At 34.8% G+C, this 20,942-nt stretch carries 22 protein-coding genes; 5 read left to right on the top strand and 17 right to left on the bottom strand.

The window, feature by feature from the left end; translation table 11 throughout:
• Positions 1-477: 477 nt before the first annotated feature.
• The 3 genes from J7574_RS13180 to J7574_RS13190 form a co-directional block, all read right to left on the bottom strand.
• Positions 478-1,191, bottom strand: coding sequence for a DUF72 domain-containing protein (locus J7574_RS13180; RefSeq protein WP_290968992.1), 714 nt, complete (start codon positions 1,189-1,191; stop codon positions 478-480).
• Positions 1,188-1,919 (bottom strand): endonuclease, encoded by a 732-nt coding sequence (locus J7574_RS13185; RefSeq protein ID WP_290968995.1) that lies wholly within the window; start codon positions 1,917-1,919, stop codon positions 1,188-1,190. Before J7574_RS13185 ends, J7574_RS13180 begins: the two co-directional genes overlap by 4 nt.
• A 67-nt stretch (positions 1,920-1,986) precedes the next feature.
• Entirely contained in the window at positions 1,987-2,559 is a 573-nt protein-coding gene (locus J7574_RS13190; protein ID WP_290968998.1) for a ferritin-like domain-containing protein, read from the bottom strand.
• 188 nt (positions 2,560-2,747) lie between these two features.
• Between J7574_RS13190 and J7574_RS13195 the strand changes: the two genes are divergently transcribed.
• Positions 2,748-3,335, top strand: a complete 588-nt coding sequence (locus J7574_RS13195; protein ID WP_290969000.1) for a hypothetical protein — start codon at positions 2,748-2,750, stop codon at positions 3,333-3,335.
• Positions 3,336-3,410: 75 nt separating this feature from the next.
• On the opposite strand, the gene J7574_RS13200 is transcribed toward J7574_RS13195, so the two are convergent.
• The 6 genes from J7574_RS13200 to J7574_RS13225 all read right to left on the bottom strand — a co-directional run bounded on the left by J7574_RS13200 (position 3,411) and on the right by J7574_RS13225 (position 7,353).
• A complete protein-coding gene (locus tag J7574_RS13200; RefSeq protein ID WP_290969002.1) occupies positions 3,411-4,058 on the bottom strand; it encodes a DUF5661 family protein in 648 nt (215 codons plus the stop codon).
• Between the two features lie 88 nt (positions 4,059-4,146).
• Positions 4,147-4,308, bottom strand: a complete 162-nt coding sequence (locus J7574_RS13205; protein WP_012026284.1) for a DUF1328 domain-containing protein — start codon at positions 4,306-4,308, stop codon at positions 4,147-4,149.
• Positions 4,309-4,381: 73 nt separating this feature from the next.
• Complete coding sequence (locus tag J7574_RS13210) at positions 4,382-5,476, bottom strand: DNA topoisomerase IB (protein ID WP_290969017.1); 1,095 nt, start codon at positions 5,474-5,476, stop codon at positions 4,382-4,384.
• Positions 5,477-5,518: 42 nt separating this feature from the next.
• Positions 5,519-5,758 carry a Rho termination factor gene (locus J7574_RS13215; protein ID WP_290969020.1) on the bottom strand — a complete coding sequence of 80 codons (240 nt, stop codon included), beginning with the start codon at positions 5,756-5,758 and terminating at the stop codon, positions 5,519-5,521.
• A 305-nt stretch (positions 5,759-6,063) separates the two neighbouring features.
• Positions 6,064-6,459, bottom strand: coding sequence for a hypothetical protein (locus J7574_RS13220; protein ID WP_290969022.1), 396 nt, complete (start codon positions 6,457-6,459; stop codon positions 6,064-6,066).
• 21 nt (positions 6,460-6,480) lie between these two features.
• Positions 6,481-7,353, bottom strand: coding sequence for a hypothetical protein (locus J7574_RS13225; protein WP_290969025.1), 873 nt, complete (start codon positions 7,351-7,353; stop codon positions 6,481-6,483).
• Between the two features lie 197 nt (positions 7,354-7,550).
• Between J7574_RS13225 and J7574_RS13230 the strand changes: the two genes are divergently transcribed.
• Positions 7,551-8,138 carry a DUF4142 domain-containing protein gene (locus J7574_RS13230; RefSeq protein WP_290969028.1) on the top strand — a complete coding sequence of 196 codons (588 nt, stop codon included), beginning with the start codon at positions 7,551-7,553 and terminating at the stop codon, positions 8,136-8,138.
• Between the two features lie 293 nt (positions 8,139-8,431).
• Here the strand turns inward: J7574_RS13230 and J7574_RS13235 are convergent, their stop codons facing one another.
• The 5 genes from J7574_RS13235 to galA all read right to left on the bottom strand — a co-directional run bounded on the left by J7574_RS13235 (position 8,432) and on the right by galA (position 15,578).
• Positions 8,432-9,412, bottom strand: coding sequence for an aldo/keto reductase (locus J7574_RS13235; RefSeq protein WP_290969031.1), 981 nt, complete (start codon positions 9,410-9,412; stop codon positions 8,432-8,434).
• Positions 9,413-9,558: 146 nt separating this feature from the next.
• Positions 9,559-10,611 carry an NAD(P)-dependent alcohol dehydrogenase gene (locus J7574_RS13240; protein WP_290969034.1) on the bottom strand — a complete coding sequence of 351 codons (1,053 nt, stop codon included), beginning with the start codon at positions 10,609-10,611 and terminating at the stop codon, positions 9,559-9,561.
• A 214-nt stretch (positions 10,612-10,825) separates the two neighbouring features.
• Positions 10,826-11,224: a cupin domain-containing protein gene (locus J7574_RS13245; protein WP_290969037.1), complete on the bottom strand. Its 399-nt coding sequence runs from the start codon at positions 11,222-11,224 to the stop codon at positions 10,826-10,828.
• Positions 11,225-11,531: 307 nt separating this feature from the next.
• Positions 11,532-12,401: an AraC family transcriptional regulator gene (locus J7574_RS13250; RefSeq protein ID WP_290969038.1), complete on the bottom strand. Its 870-nt coding sequence runs from the start codon at positions 12,399-12,401 to the stop codon at positions 11,532-11,534.
• 354 nt (positions 12,402-12,755) lie between these two features.
• Positions 12,756-15,578, bottom strand: coding sequence for a beta-galactosidase GalA (galA, locus tag J7574_RS13255; protein WP_290969040.1), 2,823 nt, complete (start codon positions 15,576-15,578; stop codon positions 12,756-12,758).
• 211 nt (positions 15,579-15,789) lie between these two features.
• Here galA and J7574_RS13260 point away from each other — a divergent pair, with 211 nt between their 5' ends.
• The gene (locus J7574_RS13260; protein ID WP_290969043.1) at positions 15,790-16,170 is read left to right on the top strand and encodes a hypothetical protein; all 381 of its coding nucleotides are present in this window, start codon (positions 15,790-15,792) and stop codon (positions 16,168-16,170) included.
• Between the two features lie 227 nt (positions 16,171-16,397).
• Here J7574_RS13260 and J7574_RS13265 read toward each other — a convergent pair whose 3' ends face one another.
• Positions 16,398-16,892, bottom strand: a complete 495-nt coding sequence (locus J7574_RS13265) for a TlpA disulfide reductase family protein (protein WP_160783455.1) — start codon at positions 16,890-16,892, stop codon at positions 16,398-16,400.
• A gap of 309 nt (positions 16,893-17,201) precedes the next feature.
• Between J7574_RS13265 and J7574_RS13270 the strand changes: the two genes are divergently transcribed.
• Both J7574_RS13270 and J7574_RS13275 read left to right on the top strand, forming a co-directional pair.
• Positions 17,202-17,504 (top strand): helix-turn-helix transcriptional regulator, encoded by a 303-nt coding sequence (locus J7574_RS13270; protein ID WP_290969047.1) that lies wholly within the window; start codon positions 17,202-17,204, stop codon positions 17,502-17,504.
• Positions 17,505-17,511: 7 nt separating this feature from the next.
• Positions 17,512-18,618 carry an NADH:flavin oxidoreductase gene (locus tag J7574_RS13275; RefSeq protein WP_290969050.1) on the top strand — a complete coding sequence of 369 codons (1,107 nt, stop codon included), beginning with the start codon at positions 17,512-17,514 and terminating at the stop codon, positions 18,616-18,618.
• A gap of 270 nt (positions 18,619-18,888) precedes the next feature.
• Here the strand turns inward: J7574_RS13275 and J7574_RS13280 are convergent, their stop codons facing one another.
• Positions 18,889-20,034 carry an acyltransferase gene (locus tag J7574_RS13280; protein WP_290969052.1) on the bottom strand — a complete coding sequence of 382 codons (1,146 nt, stop codon included), beginning with the start codon at positions 20,032-20,034 and terminating at the stop codon, positions 18,889-18,891.
• A gap of 81 nt (positions 20,035-20,115) precedes the next feature.
• The gene (locus J7574_RS13285) at positions 20,116-20,763 is read right to left on the bottom strand and encodes a DUF1349 domain-containing protein (RefSeq protein WP_290969055.1); all 648 of its coding nucleotides are present in this window, start codon (positions 20,761-20,763) and stop codon (positions 20,116-20,118) included.
• Positions 20,764-20,942: the final 179 nt, after the last annotated feature.

Below are 20,942 nucleotides of genomic sequence, written 5' to 3' on the forward strand. Positions count from 1 at the left end.
TGTTTGAGTCTTTTTTTAACCGCAAAGGCGCAAGGGTTGCGCAAAGTTCGCTAAGATTTATCTTTCTTGCTTTGCGTTAAATTCTTACTCTTTGCGGTTATTTTTTACTGTTGGGTATAGTTTTGTTTCACGCAGATTTTGCAGATTTCGGCAGATTTAAACAGATTTTAATCCTTTAATTTGTGGCAAAAAAACGCGATTTTTTATGCAAAACTGTTGCGTATAATTTTGTCTCTCGCAGATCTGGCAGATTTAAATAGATTTTTTAATCTGCGTAGATCTTTTCACATCACAAAAATCTGCATGATCTGCAAAATCTGCGGGAAACAAAAAAAATTAACCACAAAGAGCATAATCTTTGCGAACTCTTTTTGCGTCTGCATTAAGCTTTCATAATAAAAAATCTTGGCGTTCTCTGCGTTAAAAAAACTTAGCGAACTTTGCGCAACCCTTGCGCCTTTGCGGTTAAAAAAAGACTCAAACAGCCATTCTCTTTAATTCTAAAGCATTCAGAATACCTGCTTCGCTTGCTGTGTTGTTGAAGTATACAAATCCTTTTTTAGAACGGATCTCACGGTTTATCTGCTGTAACTCTTCTGTAGAATAACTGGAATGAAATAATTTCGGGATTCCGTGAAAACGCATATAAAGTATTGGAAAATCTTTAAAAATAGTTTGCGGAAGATTTGGATAACTCACACTGCAAAACGTAATTTTATTATCCTTAAAAGCATTCCAAACCTCATCATTCCACCAGCTTTCGTGACGAAATTCTACTACATTTTTAAAATCATAATTCAGAATTGCAATTATGGAATCTAATTTTTCTCGGCTAAAAGTATAACTTGGCGGGAATTGAAACAGTACAGCTGCGAGTTTCTCTTTCATTCCGTCTTTACAAACGGTATAAAATTCATCCAAACGGCTTTCGCAATCTATCAGTTTTTTGACATGGGTAATTTCTTTTGGCACTTTGACCGAAAACAAAAAAGATTCTGGCGTTTTATTATACCAATTTTGAAAAATACGGACAGTTGGAAATTTATAAAAACTGCCATTAAACTCGTAAGTGTCAAAATGCTGGCAATAGAACTCGAACCATTTTTTGGAGGGAAGATTCTGAGGATAAAAAACAGTTTTCCAAAAACTGTTATAAAAGCTGGAACAACCTATTCTTATTTGATTTTTCATATATATAATTGTTGGCAGTTAGTGCAGAAAAAGCTTCTGCGTTTTCGTAGTCCAGTCTGTTTCTTCTGAAATGGAAGATTGCATCTTAGGCAAGTGCTTTTGGTATAGGCTTCCCAGTGTTTTTTGAGTTCAAATTTCTTTTTCCAGTATAAAAACTCAAAGCTATATGTCGAACATTCTGCAATAAGCTGACTTTTTACATGAGGCGGAATTTTTGCCACAATAGATTCTGGGTGAACATAACAGCGATACAAAACTTCATTTTTTATGATATTGCCTACTCCAGAAAAAATATCTTGATCAAGAATGACATCACAAATCATCTTTTCGGGCATTTTATCCATACTCAACTGTGCCTTCTTCGGATTCCAATTTTCATTCATAACATCAACACTCCAATCGTAATGGGAATCGACATCTCCTTCTAAAATTTTAACCGAACAGGTATAAAAATTAAGTTCTCCGTTCGCAAAAACCAGGCTTAATCTCGGTTTAGACACTTTACGCTCATTTATTCGGTATGTTCCAAACATCAGCATGTGGATTTTTACTGTAAAAGAATCGAAACAAATTAAAAAGTGCTTTCCCCAAGTTTTAAAAGCTAGAACAGTTTTATCCTTAAGACTGGCAATGTCAATATGAGCATTTCCAGAAGCAGAAATTATTTTCTGTCCGGCAAACTGTTGCACTTCTTCTTTTAAGATTACTATAGACGGACCTTCAGGCATATATTGTATTTTTTATATAACTAAAAAGTGCAGTTCGAAAACTGCACTTTTATTTCTTTCTTACTCTTTATTCAATTTCGGCAGCTTCAAGATTTACTGCATTTACAGCCACTTCTGTAAGGGTTTTATCGGCACCTTTCTCTTCATCAAGAGTTTGTTCCAATAAAGTGGCCGCTTCGGGCAGTCCTAATGTTTCTGCAAATTGTCTTAAAGTACCATAAGTCGCGATTTCATAATGCTCGATTTTTTGGCTTGCGGCAATAATTCCTGCATCGCGTACTACTCCAAACTCGGTTTCTTCTAGCATTCCTTTAGCTTCTTCGATCAGACCATCCATGGCATCGCATTTTTTAGCTGTTGCTTTTTTGCCCACAATTTTAAACACTTCTTCCAAACGGGTAATTTGTTCTTCTGTTTCTGTTAAATGATTGTCTAATGCATCTTTTAATTCGACAGAAGAAGCATTTTTAACCATTACAGGCAATGCTTTTGTCAAAGCTTTTTCTGCCCAATAAATATCTTTTAATGCATCTTCAAACAACTCTGTTAATCCCGATGCAGCGCTCGATTTTGGTTTAGTTACTCCTCTTGGTGTAGTCTCTTTTGCAGTACTTGCATTTTTATTATCTGTACTTTTCATGGTAATAGTTTTTTATGATTAATATGAGGATAAAATTACTGCCTCTACTTTCTGGAAGCTTATAAGATTTTGAATTAAAATTCTATTCTAAACATCTGTTAATTATAGAATTAGAGTTAAAAATTCTATAAGCAATTCCTTTATCTTCCTCTTAGCTTTGTAAGTATTAATCATAAAAACAAGATATCATGAATACTATCGATAAAAAAAACAGCATAAATAGAGATATAAAAAATCACTTTTCCAACGACCGAAACTTAAGCGAAGATCTTAATGCCGATATCAAAAAGCCTGACAATGACAGTAGCGAAATCGCTGAAAGAGGCTATATGGTGCGAAATGGCTATAATCCGAACAGACCAAATCCAGATCAGGAGGATTTTGTAAGCGACGATGATTTAGAAGATTTAAACGACGATTTTCATAATGACAGAGATCTTGAAGACAATAACGATGATATTTATGAAGTCGAGTTGGAAGACGGCAATTATGCCGAAGAAAATGATGAATTCGACAATCCGTCAGATCTGAAAGAAGATGAATACGACTTTAACGAAACCGAAGATGTTCTAGAAGACATTGATGACGAAGATGAAGATGACGAAGATGAAGATGAAGATGACGATGAAAATGAGGATGAAGAGGACGACGAGGACGACGAGGACGACTATATAGAAGAAGACATTGACGAAGACAGCAATGATTATATCGAAGATGATGTTCAGGAAGATAATGATGACGAAGAATATCCAGAAAATGATCCACGCCGATTCTAATATTTATTCTCAGAAAAAGAAAAAACCGTCTCGTTTTTAACGGGACGGTTTTTTTGAGTTTAAAAATTTAACTACTTAATCTCCAATAATTTTCAGTACTGGAATATCGTCCATACGGGCCAAGCGTTCTGCTAATCCAGCTCTGGCCTCGTTGAGTTCTTGTTCGGCTTTGCCTAATTCTATATACCATTTTTCTTTTCCAACCGGCGATGTTTCCAACTTTCGTACAATCTCATAGATTTCGCCCTCTGCCTCCATCACCTTAAGTCTTTTATAATAAGTTAAACTTTCTGTCATGTGCGCAAGCGCAATCATTGCGGTTAAAAAAGGATGATTATTGGTCACATTCACATCTTTTACTCTCCCGTGTTCTAATTCTACCTTTAAAGCAAAAGCAAATTCTTCCATATTAAAAGCTTCGTGTTTGCTATTTGGATCCAAATAGGCTTTAATCGCATGCACATTATTCATCGTCGAAAGATCAACATCTGTTTGTTTGGCATCGTTTAAATCTCTGAAAACCACATTTGCAATAGCTCTCGCTTCTGCTATTGTGGGATCATTTTTAGGATCTTCAAAATCACGAATCGACCAATCCCAGTTTTCTGGATGAACAGGTTTTATATATTTTTCGCAAAAATCTGTCACATCATTCTTCAAACTCAACATTGTGTCATCTCTTTTAATATAGACATCTTGATAAGCCCCGCTTTGTGTTCCCATGACTTTTTATTTTTTTTATTAAAACCACAAAACGACACATTATCAAAAGAATGTGCCGTTTTAAATCTGTTCTATATCTACTGCTCTTTTATACTCTCGATCTTCCGCTGATTAAAGAAATAACGAATAGAACTAAAAATATAAAGAATAGAATTTTAGCTATACTTGCGGCTCCAGCGGCGATTCCACCAAAACCAAATATTCCCGCCACAATGGCTAGAATAATAAAAGTGACTGTCCAACGTAACATAATAATAGTTTTTTAGTTAATAATGATTTTGTTTGTATGCAAACTTTAGGCTTTTGGAGAGTGCCTAACTCCTTTATGAACAAGGTGTTTCTAAATTGATTTCATAATTCTGGATCAATTCGGAAAACGCTATTTCTGATTTTGTAAAATATTTTCTGGTGCTTCGGCTTTTTTGAGCCAAATCGAAATATTTCTGAATAGAACCATCTTCGTAAGTCGAAATCAAAAGCGGATGAACGTAATAATCTTTGCAGACTTTTCTAGTATTTCCGAGTGCTTCGGCTGTAAGATCAAAAGCTGTGATAATGTTTTGCTTAATTTCTTTTTCATCAGAAGTGATTCCTATTTCCATTAAACTTTCAAAGAAAATGATCGATGCTGCCCATGTTCTAAAATCTTTCGCGCTAAAATATTCACCCGAAATATGGTGCAGATATTCATTTACAGCATGACTGTCCAACACTTTTCTTTCGCCGTTTTTATCATAATATTTAAAGACTTCGTAACCTGGAATTTCTTCGCATCGGCTTACCAGTTTTATCAATTGCTTGTTTCGGGTGGTAATGGTATGCTGTTTTCCTTTTTTACCGATAAACTCAAACCGAAGCGAATTTTTATTGATATTAATGTGGCGTTTCCTTAAAGTCGAAAGTCCGTACGATTTATTGTCTTTGGCATATTTCTCATTTCCAATTCGAATATGCGTTTCTTCCATTAACCGAATAACCAAAGCCGTTACTTTCTCTTTCGACCATTCTTTTTTTTCCAAATCAAGATCGACTTGTTTTCTTATCGATGGAAGTTTGGCTCCAAATTCGGCAATCTTATAAAACTTAGTCTGGTTCCGAATCAAATTCCATCGCGGATGATAACGGTATTGTTTCCTATTCTTAAGATCTGTTCCAACGGCTTGTAAATGACCATTTGTAATATCTGTTATACGAACATTTTCCCATGCAGGCGGAAGAACTAAACTATTAATGCGTTTAATTTCGCTTTTGTTCTTCACATTTTTTCCGTTCTTTTTGTAAACGAAACTTTCTCCTTCGCGGCAGCGTACAATAGTTAATTGATTGTCATTAATGTATTCTAAGTCTAGTTTTTCTATAACTAAGTGTGGCGCTTTAATCAGCTGATTCATTAAATTTTCTTTTCTCGCCGCGTTCATGGTATTTAATTTTTTATCACAGAAATGGTTTTGTTTTAAACTTTAATTATTTCTTAAAGACTCTATCAGTTCTTTTTTATTCATATAAGATCTTCCTTTTATACCTACTTTACTAGCTTGCTTTAAAAGTTCGTCTTTTGTCCATTCGTCATAAGGCTTTGCTTTTCCGCCTTTCTTACCTGCATTTGGCGTGTTGGCGATACGAGCCGATTTTTCTTTGCTGTATCCTTTTTTAACCAATGCCTCATATTGCTCTTCATTCTTAATTCTTGGATCTGGCATGACTTTAATTTTTAAAGGTTAAATTCTTAAAATCTGATATTTCAAAGTTCCTCAAAAACCAAGACGATTTTGTTATAGAATTTTTGCTGCAAATTTCATATTTGTGGGATGGGAATTGTGAAAGGGGAAATGTAAAATGTGAGTTGTCAAATGTGAGTTGTGAAAATCTTTACAAAAAAAAATCCCAACTCTTTTGGAGTTGGGATTAATCATTGCTGAAGATTGTAATTTCAAAATCACCAAAATCAATTGAATTAGGAAATTAGAATTGTAAAAAAAAAATGTTTCGTCATTCAATCTATTATTTAGCTCCAACTCATATTGATAATAACTTTATTTCCCGTAATTTCAACTTTTCCTCCATAAGCTTCTTGGTCTCTTGGATGAATTTCATAGATTTTGGTATTGTTTCTAATTTTTGGAATATTATTTTGAAAACCCTTACTTTGCTGCATCCACTTCTGTATTTCAAATTTAGAACTTTCAAATTCAATTATAAATTGTCGTGTAAAAATTGAACCTCTCTTTTCCATATCTATAATTTCTGCATTGTCGGGAAGTTTTTCAAGTTGTCCCCAACTTAAAGCACATTTAATAGCTTCTTCTTTTTGCCAAGGCATCACAAAAGGAGAAAAATAAATTATATATAGAAAAAACATCCCTAATAGAACCAATATCGAAAATATCTTAACAATCTTCATTTAATAATAAAATTAAAATAATTAATCACATTTGACTTTCTTGTAATCCTGAATTTTTCCATCATATTCCATACAAGTCTTTTTTATTAAAACCATTTTATTATTGACTACTTTATATTCGGCTGTTTGAACACTTGCTCCCGCACAACATTGATTGTGCTCGTATATTCTTTTGGTTGAAGCGTCAAATTCTAGAGAAGTCCCGCTAAAACTGCTTTCAAAGTATTTTCCTGTTTTTGGATTGTATAGAAAATATATACTCGAAGTATTAGGTCCAGCATAACTAGATTCGAAAACAGAAAAATCTTCAAATCCGTCAAAATTATAATCTCCGCTACTCATATTATCCAATCCCCAAAGCTCGCAATCTAAGTCGAATTTCTGAATTAATTTATCGGTCTTTTTTTCGATGATTTTTACGCCCGAAACTTTAGCATAAAAACTGCCTTTTTCTTTGGTAATTACCAACTTAAAGTATTTGTCCTTAAAAGAAACAGGCTGCAAAATTTCTTTTTCTGTCCATTCTACATTATCACCATAATCAATATCAAACTCTTTTGTTAAATTGATTTGGAGTTCTTTTCCAGAATTTACATCTTTCCAAATTCCGTTTAATTGATTGCTTTTAGCATCGTAATTTTTAAAAGTCAGTTTTGCTGTTTCTTTACCATTTTTATCTTTTTCAGTAAATACCAAAGTTTTGCCATTCAGTTTAGCTTTTAAAACAATTGGAGTATCATAATTGGAATAAGCATAAATAGCCGATCCAACTCCGTCTGAATAGATGTAGCTCACAAACTCAATTGGATATTTGTCAATGAAACCTTTATAACTAATTTGGGCTGATACAAAAGCTGTTGCTAGAAGAAATAGGAATGTAATTTTTTGTTTCATTAATAAATATTAAATATTCAACGATATTTTTATTTTGTAATATTTTTCCGAAAACAAATATACATCATTCGGCTCTGCCATAAAAGTTTAAAATATTTTTTTTGCATCCAAATCCTATAACAATCCCTAAAAATCCTATAAATTTTTCTTACAGTTACTCTATAATTTTACATCATAACATTTAAACTATTAAAATCATGAAAAAGTTATTATTAGCCGGGAAAGCCATTTTAGGAGCAGGACTTATTATTATATTCCTTCAATCTTGTAAAAACGAAACCAAACAAGAAGATCCAAAAGAAGTTGCTGAAGATGCCAACGAAGCAAAATTTGATTCGATTGACAGCAAAGAGGATGATTCTGAATTTTTAGTAGATCAAGCCGAAATTAATTTAGCTGAAATCGAAATTGGTAAACTGGCACAAACAAAAAGTACCAATGCTGAAGTGAAAAAATTTGGTAAAACGCTAGTTGATGAGCATACTAAAGCAGCTTCTGAAGTGAGTGCATTAGCAAAAGCTAAAAACTTTACATTGCCAACTTCGCTAACTGAAGAAGGTCAAGACGAATACAATAAATTAAACGAAAAATCGGGAGTTGATTTCGATAAAAAATTCGCTGACATGATGATTGACGGTCACGAAAAAGCGATTAAAAAATTAGAGAAAGCCGCAAAAGATGCAAATGATCAAGAAGTAAGAACTTGGGCTTCTAACAATATTGCAGGTTTAACAGCGCATTTAGAACACGCTAAAATGCTGAAACAAAACCTAGACAAAAAGTAAAATAAATTTAATTGGTTATTATTTATTTTCAAAGACGCTAAGATTATGAGCTTCTAAGATTCTAAGCAATTGAGAATCCTAGAACCCCAAATCTTTGCTAAAAGCCCCCTCAAGAGTTGAATTGCTTGAGGGGTTTCTTTTTTGGTGACATAGTGCCAAAGTAACAGAGTAACAGAGTAACAGAGTAACAGAGTAACAGAGTAACAGAGTAACAGAGTAATAGAGTAACAGAGTGGCAAAGGCAAAAAACTTTGTTGCTTTGTTACTCTGTTACTTTGGCACTATAACGATAATCATTTTCCCGTTATCTTCTGCAGGTGTTCTGGGTATCTTGATCCTTCAATTGTAATTTTTGAGGCATTCTCAATTGCTGCAAGATCTTCTGCTAATAGTTTTAAATCTATTGCACCAAGATTCTCTTCTAAACGGTGCAATTTAGTTGTTCCTGGAATTGGTGCAATCCAAGGTTTTTGCGCCAAAATCCATGCAAGGGCTACTTGTGCGTTTGTTGCTCCTTTGTCCGCAGCAATTTTCGACAATAGATTTACTAGCGTCTGATTTGCTTTTCTTGCTTCTGGCGTAAAACGAGGTAATGTATTTCTAAAATCAGTACTGTCAAATTGCGTATTTTCATCAATTTTAGCTGTTAAGAAACCTCTTCCCAGCGGACTAAAAGGCACAAAACCAATTCCTAATTCTTCCAAAACGGGTAAAATTTCTTCTTCTGGATTTCGCCACCAAAGCGAGTATTCGCTCTGAAGCGCTGTAACAGGCTGCACAGCATGAGCACGACGAATACTTTCTGCACCAGCTTCTGAAAGTCCAAATTGTTTTACTTTTCCTTCCTGAATCAAATCTTTTATAGTTCCTGCAACATCTTCTATCGGCACATTCGGATCTACACGATGCTGATAATACAAATCGATTACATCGATATTTAATCTTTTTAACGAACCTTCAATGCTTTCTCTAATCCATTCTGGACGACTGTCTAATCCTTTTTTAGAATCACCTTCCAAAAAGCCGAATTTTGTCGCAATTACAACTTTATCGCGAAAAGGCGCTAATGCCTCTCCCAATAGTTCTTCGTTTAAATAGGGCCCGTAACATTCTGCAGTATCAAAAAAAGTAATTCCTTTTTCATACGCCGAACGTAACAAATTGATCATTTCCTTTTTATCAGGTGCCGGACCATAGGCAAAGCTCATTCCCATGCAGCCAAGTCCCAATGCAGAGACTTCAAGACCGCTATTTCCTAGTTTACGTGTTTGCATTTTTTTTTCTTTTTAGTTACAAAGGTTCAAAGAGACAAAGTGACAAAGGTTATACTCTCTGCCTCATAAACCTTTATTTAGATTGTTTTCTTTTTAGCGCAAAGAGCAGAAACCTTTGTCCCTTTGTTACTCTGTCGCTCTGTACCTTATTTTAGAGAAGCCATATCAATCACAAAACGATATTTAACATCTCCTTTTAATAATCTCTCGTAGGCATTATTTACATCGTTAACGCCAATTACTTCTACATCTGATGTGATATTATGTTCGGCACAAAAATCAAGCATTTCTTGTGTTTCTGCAATTCCTCCAATAAGAGATCCTGAGAAGCTTCTTCTTCCTAAAATCAAGCTGAAAGAAGTTACTGGCAACGGATCCATTGGCGCTCCAACTAGAGTTAATGTTCCGTCTACTTTTAGTAAATTCAAGTACGCATCAATACTGTGTTCTGCAGAAACGCAGTCTAAAATAAAGTTTAAACTTCTGGCGTGTTGTGCCATTTGCGTTTCGTCTGTAGACAATACCACCTCATCTGCTCCAAGACGTTTTGCATCGTCTGTTTTAGACAAAGATGTTGTAAAAACCACTACGTGAGCGCCCATAGCTTTCGCTATTTTGATTCCCATATGACCAAGACCGCCGATGCCTACAATTCCAACTTTTTGGCCAGGACCAACTTTCCAGTGTTTTAATGGCGAATAAGTTGTAATTCCTGCGCATAATAATGGAGCAACAGCAGCAAGATTTAACTTATCTGAAATATGTAAAACGAAGCTTTCATCTACTGTAATGCTTTGAGAATAACCTCCATAAGTTTGTCCTCCTAAGTGTTTGTCTGGCGAATTAAAGGTCTGAGTACTTCCTTCATCGCAGAATTGCTCCAAGTCATTTTTGCAATGTTCGCATTCTCTGCAAGAATCAACCAGACAGCCCACTCCTGCCAAATCGCCAACTTTAAAACCTTTTACATGATCTCCAACTTTAGTCACACGGCCTACAATCTCATGTCCTGGAACAATCGGATAAATAGTGCCATGCCATTCATTTCTAGCCGAATGCAGGTCGGAGTGGCAGATTCCACAATACAGAATTTCGATCTCTACATCGTGTGCCTGAACTGTTCTTCTTTTAATATCTAAGGTTTTTAATGGTGCTTCGGCAGCTTCTGTACCAAAGGCTTTAATGCTTTTTGTTTCCATAATTTTTTTATATTGTTTTTTTGTTTCAGGTTTCAAGTTTCAGGTTTTAAAACTGTTGTGAAAATGCAATAGATACCCAGCTGATTTATACTGATTTACAAACGGTTATATAAATTTCGATTATTTTAATCTAATCAAAAAATAAAATCTGTTATAAATCGGCAAAAACAGTGTAAAAACTTAGTATCTTAGTATCTTAGTATCTCTCAGTACCTTAAAAAGAATAATATTCCTCATCGGTAACACTATCCAACCATGTTCCTGTGCCTTTGTCTACTTCTGTTACAATAGTAATATGAGAGTATTTAGTGGTTGGAGTTGCTCCGTACCAATGCTCTACACCTGGTAAAACTGTGATTACTTTTCCTTTTTCGATAAGATTAATTTGTCCGCCTCTTTCTTGGTAATAGCCAACTCCATCGGTTACAATGATTAATTGCAGACTTGCATTACTGTGCCAGTTACTTCTTGCTCCGGGTTCAAAAGAAATATCTTTGATGACAGTATTTTTAGGATGAATTTCGCTTGTCTGCTTTTTATATGACACTTCGCCTGTCATATAAGTATTTGGAATTTTACCTTCTTCGATTACAGCAGTGAAATGTGTCGACATAATTTCGTTGTTTTTAGGTTAATAATTAATTTTAAAGTTGTTAAAAGTTATTCGGTGAAATAATCAATACAGCGAATCTCTTTTTAGAAGGAGATTTGAATTTTTAGTAATGCTTTAAAAAATTATATTTTTTCTATTATCAAAAATTTAAAACTAAATGTAAAGCTGGACATCGCTTTTGTGAAGTATGATTTAGCCGTTTAAAAACTGATATAAAGATTCGTTGTTTATTTCAGGGCAAATGTAGTACAATACTACCATGCTGAAATAACAATATTCAAACAAAAAATTAAGAAATTGAAACAATTTACATTCGAAGTGATTTCGGAACCGTTCCTGTAAGCCTTTTAAAATAATTATTGAAATAACTCGGATATTCAAATCCAAGCGAGTAGCCAATGTCTGAAATGCTCCAATCGGTATGCTGCAATAAAGCTTTTGCTTCATTGATCACTCTTTCTGTAATGTGTGCCGTAGTTGGCTTGCCTGTAATTTCTTTTACAGATCGATTTAAATGGTTTACATGCACAGAAAGACTTTGCGCATAATCTTGTGGTGTTTTTAAGGCTAAAGGCTGGTTTTTAGTTTCTATTGGAAATTGTCTTTCTAATAATTCTAAAAACAAAGAAGTAATTCTTGAAGAAGCATTTTTATGTCTAAAGAAATTGTCTGAAGGCTGCATTTTCATCGATTCATGAATAATCAGATTGACATAGCTGCGCATTAAATCGTCTTTAAAGGCATAATCGGTTTCATATTCTTGAATCATTTTTTGGAACAATGAATCTATAAAAACCTTTTGTTCAGCGTTTAAAGAAAATATTGGCGTTCCTCCTATTTTAAACAAAGGCGATTCATTAAGTGTTTCTGATCGATCTTTGGTTTTAAAAAACTCTTCTGTAAAAACACAAGCGTAACCTTCATATTTCTCAGAAACGGTTTCCCAAGAATAAGGAATAATAGGGTTTCCGAAAAACAGAATCGTACCGTCTGTTTCTATTCCACGGTCGGCATATTGTATGATGCTTTTGCTGGTGTTGATGCAGATTTTGTAAAAGTCTCTTCGACTGTAAACGGGAACTTTACTGAAATCTCCATTTATAGGATATACTTTAAATCCTTTCATCTTCAAATCTGAAGTGAAATCGCAATTCTGAGTTTCTGCTTGATTATTCATTTTGCAAAGTTATGAAAATCAAACATTATTCTTTTGTTATTTTTTTGTTTCAGGTTTGAGGTTTCAAGTTTGTTGGTTTAACCGCAAAGGGCGCTAAGAATTACGCAAAGTTCGCAAAGTTCTTTTTTTTAAGGAGATATGCTCGCAAAGTCGCTGAGGCGCAAAGTTTATTCTCAATTTATGTCTTCCTGAGCGAAGTCGAAGGACACGTAAGTTGCTCCGCATAGAAATACCATGCGCATATCCTTCGACTTCGCTCAGGAGGACAAATCTGTATCGCTAAATTTAGATGAAAAATTCTTTGCGAACTTGGCGTAAAAACCTTCGCGTCCTTTGCGGTTAAAAAATCTGAAACTATTTCACAACTAAAGTTCCTGTCCGTAACCCTTTCGCAGAAGCAGACAAAACCACTTCTTTCGCATTTTCATCTTTCTGAATAATGATTTGAGCATAACCATTAAAAAGCTTTCTTTTCCAAGAATCTGCTGGCGTAATAACTTGAATAATTCCAGGGTCGGTGTTCATTGCGTCCCACTCTTTTGCTTTTTGCAATGGCGTTACCACAATGTGAATAGTGTTTTTTCCTTGTTTTAAAATCGATGTATTCAGAATATATTTTTGAGCATCTTCTTTGCTTGGTTCTACTTTATTTCCGTTCAAGAAAACTGCCGCTTCCACTCCTATTTTTTTATAAAAGAAACTCACCACATTAGAAGCCGAATTATTTTTCAAATCAAATTCTCCCCTATAAATATATGACGGCGCTTGATTTTTATAATCGCGATCTTTAAAAGCTGCTGTCCAGCTATTTTCTTCAAAATTTGGTAATTGCTGAGGCAAATTTGCACTTGCACCCTTTTGTTCTTTAAAATTATTTATGGCAACCAATGTTATGCCATCAATAAACTGATCGCTTTCTAGCGAAGTTGGATCTCCATTACCAACTCCTAAAATCTTTCCGCCTTTTATAGAAAATGCAATTTCGTCGTTTGCTGTTGGAACATGTAAGCCATTTTTATCAGTAGTTTCAACGGTTAAAACAGAAACATTTCCTTTTACTACATTTTCCTTATCTAGAGATAATTTGATGTTTTCTGCTTTTCCTGTAGTTTTTTGAATATCAGAAAGTACTTTTTTACCGTTTTTATATCCCACAGCTTCAAGAGTTCCTGCAGCATAATTTACTTTCCATTCTAAATGTCCGTTTTGTTCCATTTTCTTCTTGCCTAAACTCTTTTTGTTGAGAAAAAGTTCCACCTCATCACAATTAGAATACGCCCAAACATCCATTTCTTTGCCTTCCATTCGGCTCCAATTCCAATGCGGGAGCACATGCAAAACAGGTTCTTTTCCCCACCAAGATTTTAAGTAGAAAACATTGTCTTTTGGAAAACCGCAAACATCCATCATTCCGAAATAAGAAGTTACCGATGGCCAGCCATACGGCGTTGGTTCGCCTCGATAATCAAAACCTGTCCAGATGAACATTCCAGCCAAATATGGCCTTTCAGCATAGAATTTCCAACCTTCTTCTATACTATAAAAAGTAGATCTAGGTTTTTTATCATAAGCGCTTTGATAATGTTTGGCGTCATCTGTAAAATAAATGCCTCGAGTTGCAAACGTTGAACCTTCCTCAGTTCCCATTCCCGGTTGCTGTTTAAATTGATTTCGATGCGCGTCAATGTCTCCATTTCCTAAATAGTTGTACCCCATAACTTCTACTACAGAAGAAATCCCGCTTCTAAATCCGCTGCTGATTCCTACTGTTACAGGTCTTGTCGGATCTATGCTTTTGCTGAAATCCTGCATAGTGTTGGTAATTCTTTCGCCCGTAATTCCACCTTCTATCTGCCATTCTTCGTTTCCAACCGACCAGCAAAAAATACTTGGATGGTTGCGATCTCTTTCGATCATTCGCTGTAAATTATTCAAATGATAATTATTAATTCCCATTAAACGAGTTTCGTCTATAACCAACATTCCTAATTTATCACAAGCTTCCAACAATTCTGGAGTTGGCGGATGATGCGAACAGCGATAGGCATTGGAGCCCATTTCTTTCAGTTTTGCGATTCTGTAATACTGAATTTCATCTGGAAACGCCGTTCCAATTCCCGCGTGATCTTGATGATTGTTGGTTCCTTTCAGCTTTATGTGTTTTCCGTTAAGGAAAAAACCATTTTCTGGATCCATTTTTATCGTTCTGATTCCAAATGAAGTCTTAAAGCTGTCAATTACTTTTCCTTCGCTTTTTATTTCAGTAACTAACTCATACAAATTAGGCGAATCAATATCCCACAAAAGCGGATTTTTGACATTTAATTTTGACAAATAGGTATTCGTTTTGTAGAATTCTGGAGCTGTCACATTTTCAGAAACAGTCGCAACTTGTTTTCCTGAAGCATCCAAAATCGTTTGTTTTACTTCTACATTTCCTTTAAAATGCCCTTTATTTTCGAGTTTTATTTCGACAGTAATTGAAGCATTATCGTTATCAATTTCTGAAGTAACATAAGTTCCGTTTTGAGCTACGTGCAGCGGATTGGTTTTCTGTAAATAAACATGCCTGTAAATCCCTGCTCCTTCATAAAACCAACCTTCTTCCATCGAAGCATCAACTCGCACCACGATTGTATTTTCGCCTCCATAATTAACGTAAGCTGTGACATCATACTCAAAACCGTTGTAACCGCTTTCTTCAGTCCCTAAATAAAATCCGTTAAAGAATACTCTTGAATTTCTAAAAACGCCGTCAAACTTTAAAGAAATAATTTTTCCTAAATCCTCATTTGGAATCGTTATTTTCTTTCTGTACCAGCCAATGCTTTTCTCGGGGAAATTCTTGCCAGCAGCTTTAAATCCGTGGCTAAAACTTGCGCTTTCGCTAAAGGGCTGCTCGACTGCCCAATCATGAGGCAAATCTAATTTTCTCCAGGCGCGATCGTCAAAATCTTTTGCGGCTGGCCCGTCGCCAAATCCAGTTTTGGTTAAATAAGAAAAATAACCTTCCGCATGGCCAAAATCTTTTTTAGTATCATATAAATGCCCGAATGAAAATCGCCAGTCTTTGTCTATCAAAATCGATTCTCTTCCTGATTTGTTTTGTGCTAATAAATGGAATGAACAGAGAAAAAAAAAGCAAAAAATTGATTTTTGGACAAAAGTTGTTTTCATAGGTTTGGTTGTTAGTAAAATCAGATAGCGATAAAAATAAGGCTTTTAGAGAAAAAACAGTGATAGTATTTTATCAAAATCTGATAACTCATTCATAACAAATACTTCTCGTGTGTGTTTTAAAATTTAGAATGAATCTAATGGCTTCAGATTTAAAAATGATTTTCTTTTGATGTAATTTTATATTAAAATCATAAAAAGCAATTACACTATGAGTACTATTATAAACGAAAATAGGCTCCAAAGTACTTTTAAAAGCCTTGATCAAAAGATTAGCAAACTTAATGACCAGAAGATTACCGCTTTTTTTGAATCTTTAGGATTATTAGAAAGAAAAGATGTTCCGAAAGACTTTTTGAATTGGGAAAATATATTAATTGTTGTCCCAAATCGACATGTTTCTCACGAACTGAAATATTATAAATATACGATTTCACGAATTTCATTTTTAACTAATCCGTATGCCGATCAAATTCATATTTTTGATCTTAAAGATTGGAAAAGCGCATCGGGAAATAAGACTCAGTTTCAGATTAGAGAAATGCTGAAAACGAGTTTTGGAGGTGTAAAGAAAGTGAATAAGGAGTCTTAGAGAAAAATTAAAAGTCTGATCTTGCCGATCGGACTTTTTGTTTTTAACCGCAAAGAGCGCGAAGATTTACGCTAAGCACGCTACATTTTAAAGAATCTCGCAAAGTCGCAGAGTCGCAAAGTTTATTATTTTTTTTGCGACTCTGCGACTTTGCGAGAGTTTTATTTTCAAGTGAAAAACTTTGCGAACCTTGCGTAAATCTTTGCGCTCTTTGCGGTTAAAAAAAATTATTGCACTTCTAAAAGCTCTTTAATTTTAGCTTCTAAAGCCTGTCCGTGGATGTTTTTTGCTAGAATGATTCCGTTTTTATCAATTAAAAAATTCAACGGAACAGATTGCAGCATATAATCCCCAACTACTGGAGATTGCCAGTATTTTAAATCACTAACGTTAGTCCAAGGCAATTTTGCTTTTGCAATTGCTCCTGTCCATAATGGCTTTTTGGTATCCATAGAAACGCCATAAATCGATAATTTGTCTGGATATGCATTATGCAATTTTATTAAAAGTGGCTGTTCTTTAATGCAAGGTCCGCACCAAGAAGCCCAAAAGTCAACTAAAACTAGAGTTCCTCTTAAAGAAGAAAGTGCAACCTTCTCTCCTTTTGTGTCTGGAAGATCGATTTCTGGAGCAATATCTCCAACATCTACACCGACAACTTGTGCTTTAGAACTGGTGATTACACAACATAAGAACGCTGCAATAAGTAAAGTTTTTTTCATAATTAAGTTTATAATTTGGGGTTTTCAATCTTATAATCAACGCACTATTTGTCATTTCGACGAAGGAGAAATCTCCACGAGAAACTCTACATAGATTGGCGATTCCTATACGGAGCTACTTGCGGAGATTTCTCCTTCGTCGAAATGACAAAATGAGAGTCAAACTCACACGTCTTTGCGAGATTATTCTATAGGCAAATATAAATTTTCTTTCATAAAACAGCTAGCATTCCAGATCTCCAATCATAAAATTATCCTAAATATTTTTCTCTTAATTGATATATCGGGAAAAGTCGATATATTTGCTTCATGGAACCGATAGAAATTTTTAAAGCATTATCAAATAAATCCAGACTGCAAATGCTGGAATGGCTTAAAGAACCTGAAATTAACTTTCCAGGACAGCTTGAACATGCTGGATTTGAGCATGGTGTCTGCGTTGGGCAAATTCAAGCCAAAGCGGGCTTGACACAATCTACAGTATCTGAATACCTGTCTATTTTACAGCGCGCTGGTTTTATAGAAGCCAAACGTGTTGGACAATGGACCTATTATAAACGTAACGAAGGTGCCTTTGAAGCACTCAGTAAATTAATTCAATCTAATTTGTAAAATTACTATGAGTACAAACAACCTATTTTCTGAGTTTAACTTAAAATCGTTAAATCTGAAAAACCGAATCGTAATGGCGCCAATGACGCGCTCTTTTTCTCCTAACGGAGTTCCAACTGATGAAGTCGCAGCTTACTACCAAAAAAGAGCTGAAGGCGAAGTTGGATTAATTCTTTCTGAAGGAACTGTTATTGACAGAAAATCTTCTTCTAACGATGCTAATGTTCCTCACTTTTATGGCGATTTAGCTTTAAACGGATGGAAAAAAGTAATTGATGGAGTTCATGCTGCGGGCGGAAAAATGGGACCGCAAATCTGGCATATGGGAATTATGGACAATCATCATTCTGGATGGGTTCCGCCAGTTCCTTTTGAAGGTCCATCTGGATTAAACCGTCCTGATTTTAGAAATGGTATTACCATGACTGAAAAAGATATTGAAGACACTATTCTTGCTTTTGGAAAAGCTGCAGCTGATGCTAAAAGATTAGGTTTTGATACTGTTGAAATTCACGGCGCGCATGGTTATCTAATCGATCAGTTCTTTAGAGCTGAAACGAATTTACGTGAAGACATTTACGGGGGAAAAACACTTCCAGAGCGCAACCGTTTTGCTATTGAAGTGATAAAAGAAGTGAGAAAACAAGTTGGAAATGACTTCGCTATTATTATGCGTTTTTCTCAATTCAAACCTTCTGATTACAATTATAAACTGGCTAAAAATCCACAAGAATTAGAAGCTTGGCTTACGCCTCTTGTTGATGCTGGTGTTGATATAATTCACGCTTCACAACGTCGTTTCTGGGAACCAGAATTTGAAGATTCTGATTTGAATTTTGCTGGTTGGGCCAAAAAAGTAACTGGAGCACCAACTATTACCGTAGGTTCTGTTGGACTTTCTGGTGATTTCTTTGGCGCATTTGCTGGAGAAAGTTCGCAACCAACTTCTTTAGAAGAATTGAACAGACGTTTCGACAGAGGCGATTTTGATTTGGTTGCCGTTGGAAGACCTCTTTTATCAGATCCAAATTGGGTAGCGAAAATTAAAGCTGGAAAAACTGATGAGTTAAAAGGTTTCTCTAAAGAAGCTTTAGGACAGTTGGTTTTAGAATAACTTTTTTAAGATGCTAAGGTTCTAAGATACTAAGATGCTAAGTTTTTTTCTTAAAAACTCTGAAAAAGGGATAAACGTGTGTTTATCCCTTTTTATTTTTTATCATAATTTGAGCACTCCTTTCAAATTTCCAATAAAGGAATAATCATAAAACGAGGAGACGCACTGCAGTGCGCATCTACAATTCCAATTATAAACAAGAAAGGGATAAACTTAACGTTTATCCCTTTCTGTATTTGTAACTAACAAAAATTACAAACTCTAAAAAAATCATAATGCTGCAACTGGCTTTTTCTTTTGAAATTTATTTACCAACCAGTTTCTAACTGGTTCGTCGTATAATTTTAAGCATACAAAAGCCAATAGAATACTTACTAATAAAACCCCGATTCCTTCTAGATATCCGTTCTCCATGGTCACTTTATTATCTGCAATCCATGCGGTAAACCAATAAATTAAAGGATAATGTGTAATGTAAATTGGATAAGAAATATCACCTAGAAGTTTGCATATTTTTGATGAAAACTCATTTTTAATCTCTCCTCCTGCTCCGATTGCCACAATAACAGGAAAAATAAAAATAATACAGATTGATTCGTAAATTCCATTGATCCAAACGCTGTTTTCGTCTCCAAATCTAGGCAGAGAAAGAACAATCGTAATTAAAATTGCACATACCCAAAAAGCATTTTTTACATGAATCAGTTTTCCTAAACGGCACAATAATACTCCAGCAAAAAACGGATACAATAAACGGGTGAAGCCAATATTCATTTGTCTCCAATTTAATGACCAGCCGCCGATTACATCTCCTTTTGGTCCAAAAACTGTATAATTAATTAACAGTCCGGCAAATATCAATACAAAAACTGATAGCACTTTATTCGAAAATTTACGGAAGATTAAGGCGTACAAGATGTTTGCAATATATTCGAAAAAAAGTGACCATGCCGGACCATTTAAAGGATGCATTTCTCCCCAACCTCTAATTTCCATTGAAGGCGGAATTGGCAATAACGTAAAACCTATTACCATGGTTAAAATAACTTTCCAAACTTCCATTCCTGCAATCATAGGGAATAATGTATCTGAAGCTTGAAAATAATAAAATATTGCCCCAATGATCATTCCTAGAATCACCATCGGCTGTAAACGGATTAAACGGCGTTTGTAAAACTCCCATTGTGTCATTTTTCCCCAGCGATCGTCGTACGCGTAGGCGACAACAAATCCAGATAAAAGGAAAAAGAAATCAACGGCAAGATATCCGTGATTTATAATTTGGATAAAACGGTTTCCGCCAGCAAAGGCTTCAAAAATATGAAACGCAACGACTAAAATTGCCGCAACGCCACGCAGTCCGTCTAGAATTTCGTAATGTTTTTTTGGTTTAATATCAGATGAAATTGAACTCATTTGTATTTGGTTAAGTTTTAATGGTTAATAGTTTAAGTTGTTGTTTGTTTGGAATTTGGATTTTTTTGAATTGAAATTTAATTATTGGTGATTTTTAAGCCATTCCAATCTTCTTTGATCTGGCAAATGTTTTACAGAGAAATTTTCGAATTTGGCTTCAAAGCCTTTTCCGTCTGGAGAAGCAGCCATCAGACCAACCATAACAGGCGTGTTGTCTTGCAAAGGCGCATTTCTGGTTAGGATATAGTTTTTATCATCAAAAGAATAAAATATTTCAACGGCATCTAATCGTCGCACCGCTTTAATCCAAATAAAAGGAGGCACTTTTTCTAAAGTAGTTACGCTCCAATCGCTTTTATCGTGGGTAACAACGGTACTGATATTAAACTTTCCGTCAACAAATTCTACTCCTGTTTTGATGTAATTTTTCTCGTCAATACGAATCATTAATCCCATTTGGTCAAAACGGGCAATATAGTTTCCTGTCAATTTTACTTTTGCTTCAAACTCACCTCCGTAAGTGGTGTAATAAAAAGGCGCATCATCAACCGTGAATCCGTAATGTGAGATTCTCCAATAATCGCTGTTTGCGGTAACATTCATAATTAGCGCATTGTTTTTAATCTCCCATTTTTCAGGTTCGTTAAACCATTGCATTTTATTCAAGCTCTGCGCTGCAATATGTTGTGCAAAAAATAAAGCCGCTATTGCAAGTGTAATTTTTTTCATGTTGTTTCTTTTTTGAACCATTAAGATATTAAGAAAATTAAGTCTGACTTAATGAATCTAATCTTAGTGCTTAAATATTAAGAAAATAAAGCTATTCTTTATGCTTCTTAATGTTTTAATGGTTAATTAATCTTTAAAAAGCATTCTTTATGTTTCTTAATGTCTTGATGGTAAAATTA

The organism is Flavobacterium sp. (assembly GCF_017744675.1).
Taxonomy (GTDB): Bacteria; Bacteroidota; Bacteroidia; order Flavobacteriales; family Flavobacteriaceae; genus Flavobacterium.

Excerpts from the sequence above, each read along its gene's own strand:
- J7574_RS13180 (WP_290968992.1), bottom strand. The coding sequence starts at position 1,191 with ATGAAAAATCAAATAAGAATAGGTTGTTCCAGCTTTTATAACAGTTTT.
- J7574_RS13185 (WP_290968995.1), bottom strand. The coding sequence starts at position 1,919 with ATGCCTGAAGGTCCGTCTATAGTAATCTTAAAAGAAGAAGTGCAACAG.
- J7574_RS13190 (WP_290968998.1), bottom strand. The coding sequence starts at position 2,559 with ATGAAAAGTACAGATAATAAAAATGCAAGTACTGCAAAAGAGACTACA.
- J7574_RS13195 (WP_290969000.1), top strand. The coding sequence starts at position 2,748 with ATGAATACTATCGATAAAAAAAACAGCATAAATAGAGATATAAAAAAT.
- J7574_RS13200 (WP_290969002.1), bottom strand. The coding sequence starts at position 4,058 with ATGGGAACACAAAGCGGGGCTTATCAAGATGTCTATATTAAAAGAGAT.
- J7574_RS13205 (WP_012026284.1), bottom strand. The coding sequence starts at position 4,308 with ATGTTACGTTGGACAGTCACTTTTATTATTCTAGCCATTGTGGCGGGA.
- J7574_RS13210 (WP_290969017.1), bottom strand. The coding sequence starts at position 5,476 with ATGAACGCGGCGAGAAAAGAAAATTTAATGAATCAGCTGATTAAAGCG.
- J7574_RS13215 (WP_290969020.1), bottom strand. The coding sequence starts at position 5,758 with ATGCCAGATCCAAGAATTAAGAATGAAGAGCAATATGAGGCATTGGTT.
- J7574_RS13220 (WP_290969022.1), bottom strand. The coding sequence starts at position 6,459 with ATGAAGATTGTTAAGATATTTTCGATATTGGTTCTATTAGGGATGTTT.
- J7574_RS13225 (WP_290969025.1), bottom strand. The coding sequence starts at position 7,353 with ATGAAACAAAAAATTACATTCCTATTTCTTCTAGCAACAGCTTTTGTA.
- J7574_RS13230 (WP_290969028.1), top strand. The coding sequence starts at position 7,551 with ATGAAAAAGTTATTATTAGCCGGGAAAGCCATTTTAGGAGCAGGACTT.
- J7574_RS13235 (WP_290969031.1), bottom strand. The coding sequence starts at position 9,412 with ATGCAAACACGTAAACTAGGAAATAGCGGTCTTGAAGTCTCTGCATTG.
- J7574_RS13240 (WP_290969034.1), bottom strand. The coding sequence starts at position 10,611 with ATGGAAACAAAAAGCATTAAAGCCTTTGGTACAGAAGCTGCCGAAGCA.
- J7574_RS13245 (WP_290969037.1), bottom strand. The coding sequence starts at position 11,224 with ATGTCGACACATTTCACTGCTGTAATCGAAGAAGGTAAAATTCCAAAT.
- J7574_RS13250 (WP_290969038.1), bottom strand. The coding sequence starts at position 12,401 with ATGAATAATCAAGCAGAAACTCAGAATTGCGATTTCACTTCAGATTTG.
- galA (WP_290969040.1), bottom strand. The coding sequence starts at position 15,578 with ATGAAAACAACTTTTGTCCAAAAATCAATTTTTTGCTTTTTTTTTCTC.
- J7574_RS13260 (WP_290969043.1), top strand. The coding sequence starts at position 15,790 with ATGAGTACTATTATAAACGAAAATAGGCTCCAAAGTACTTTTAAAAGC.
- J7574_RS13265 (WP_160783455.1), bottom strand. The coding sequence starts at position 16,892 with ATGAAAAAAACTTTACTTATTGCAGCGTTCTTATGTTGTGTAATCACC.
- J7574_RS13270 (WP_290969047.1), top strand. The coding sequence starts at position 17,202 with ATGGAACCGATAGAAATTTTTAAAGCATTATCAAATAAATCCAGACTG.
- J7574_RS13275 (WP_290969050.1), top strand. The coding sequence starts at position 17,512 with ATGAGTACAAACAACCTATTTTCTGAGTTTAACTTAAAATCGTTAAAT.
- J7574_RS13280 (WP_290969052.1), bottom strand. The coding sequence starts at position 20,034 with ATGAGTTCAATTTCATCTGATATTAAACCAAAAAAACATTACGAAATT.
- J7574_RS13285 (WP_290969055.1), bottom strand. The coding sequence starts at position 20,763 with ATGAAAAAAATTACACTTGCAATAGCGGCTTTATTTTTTGCACAACAT.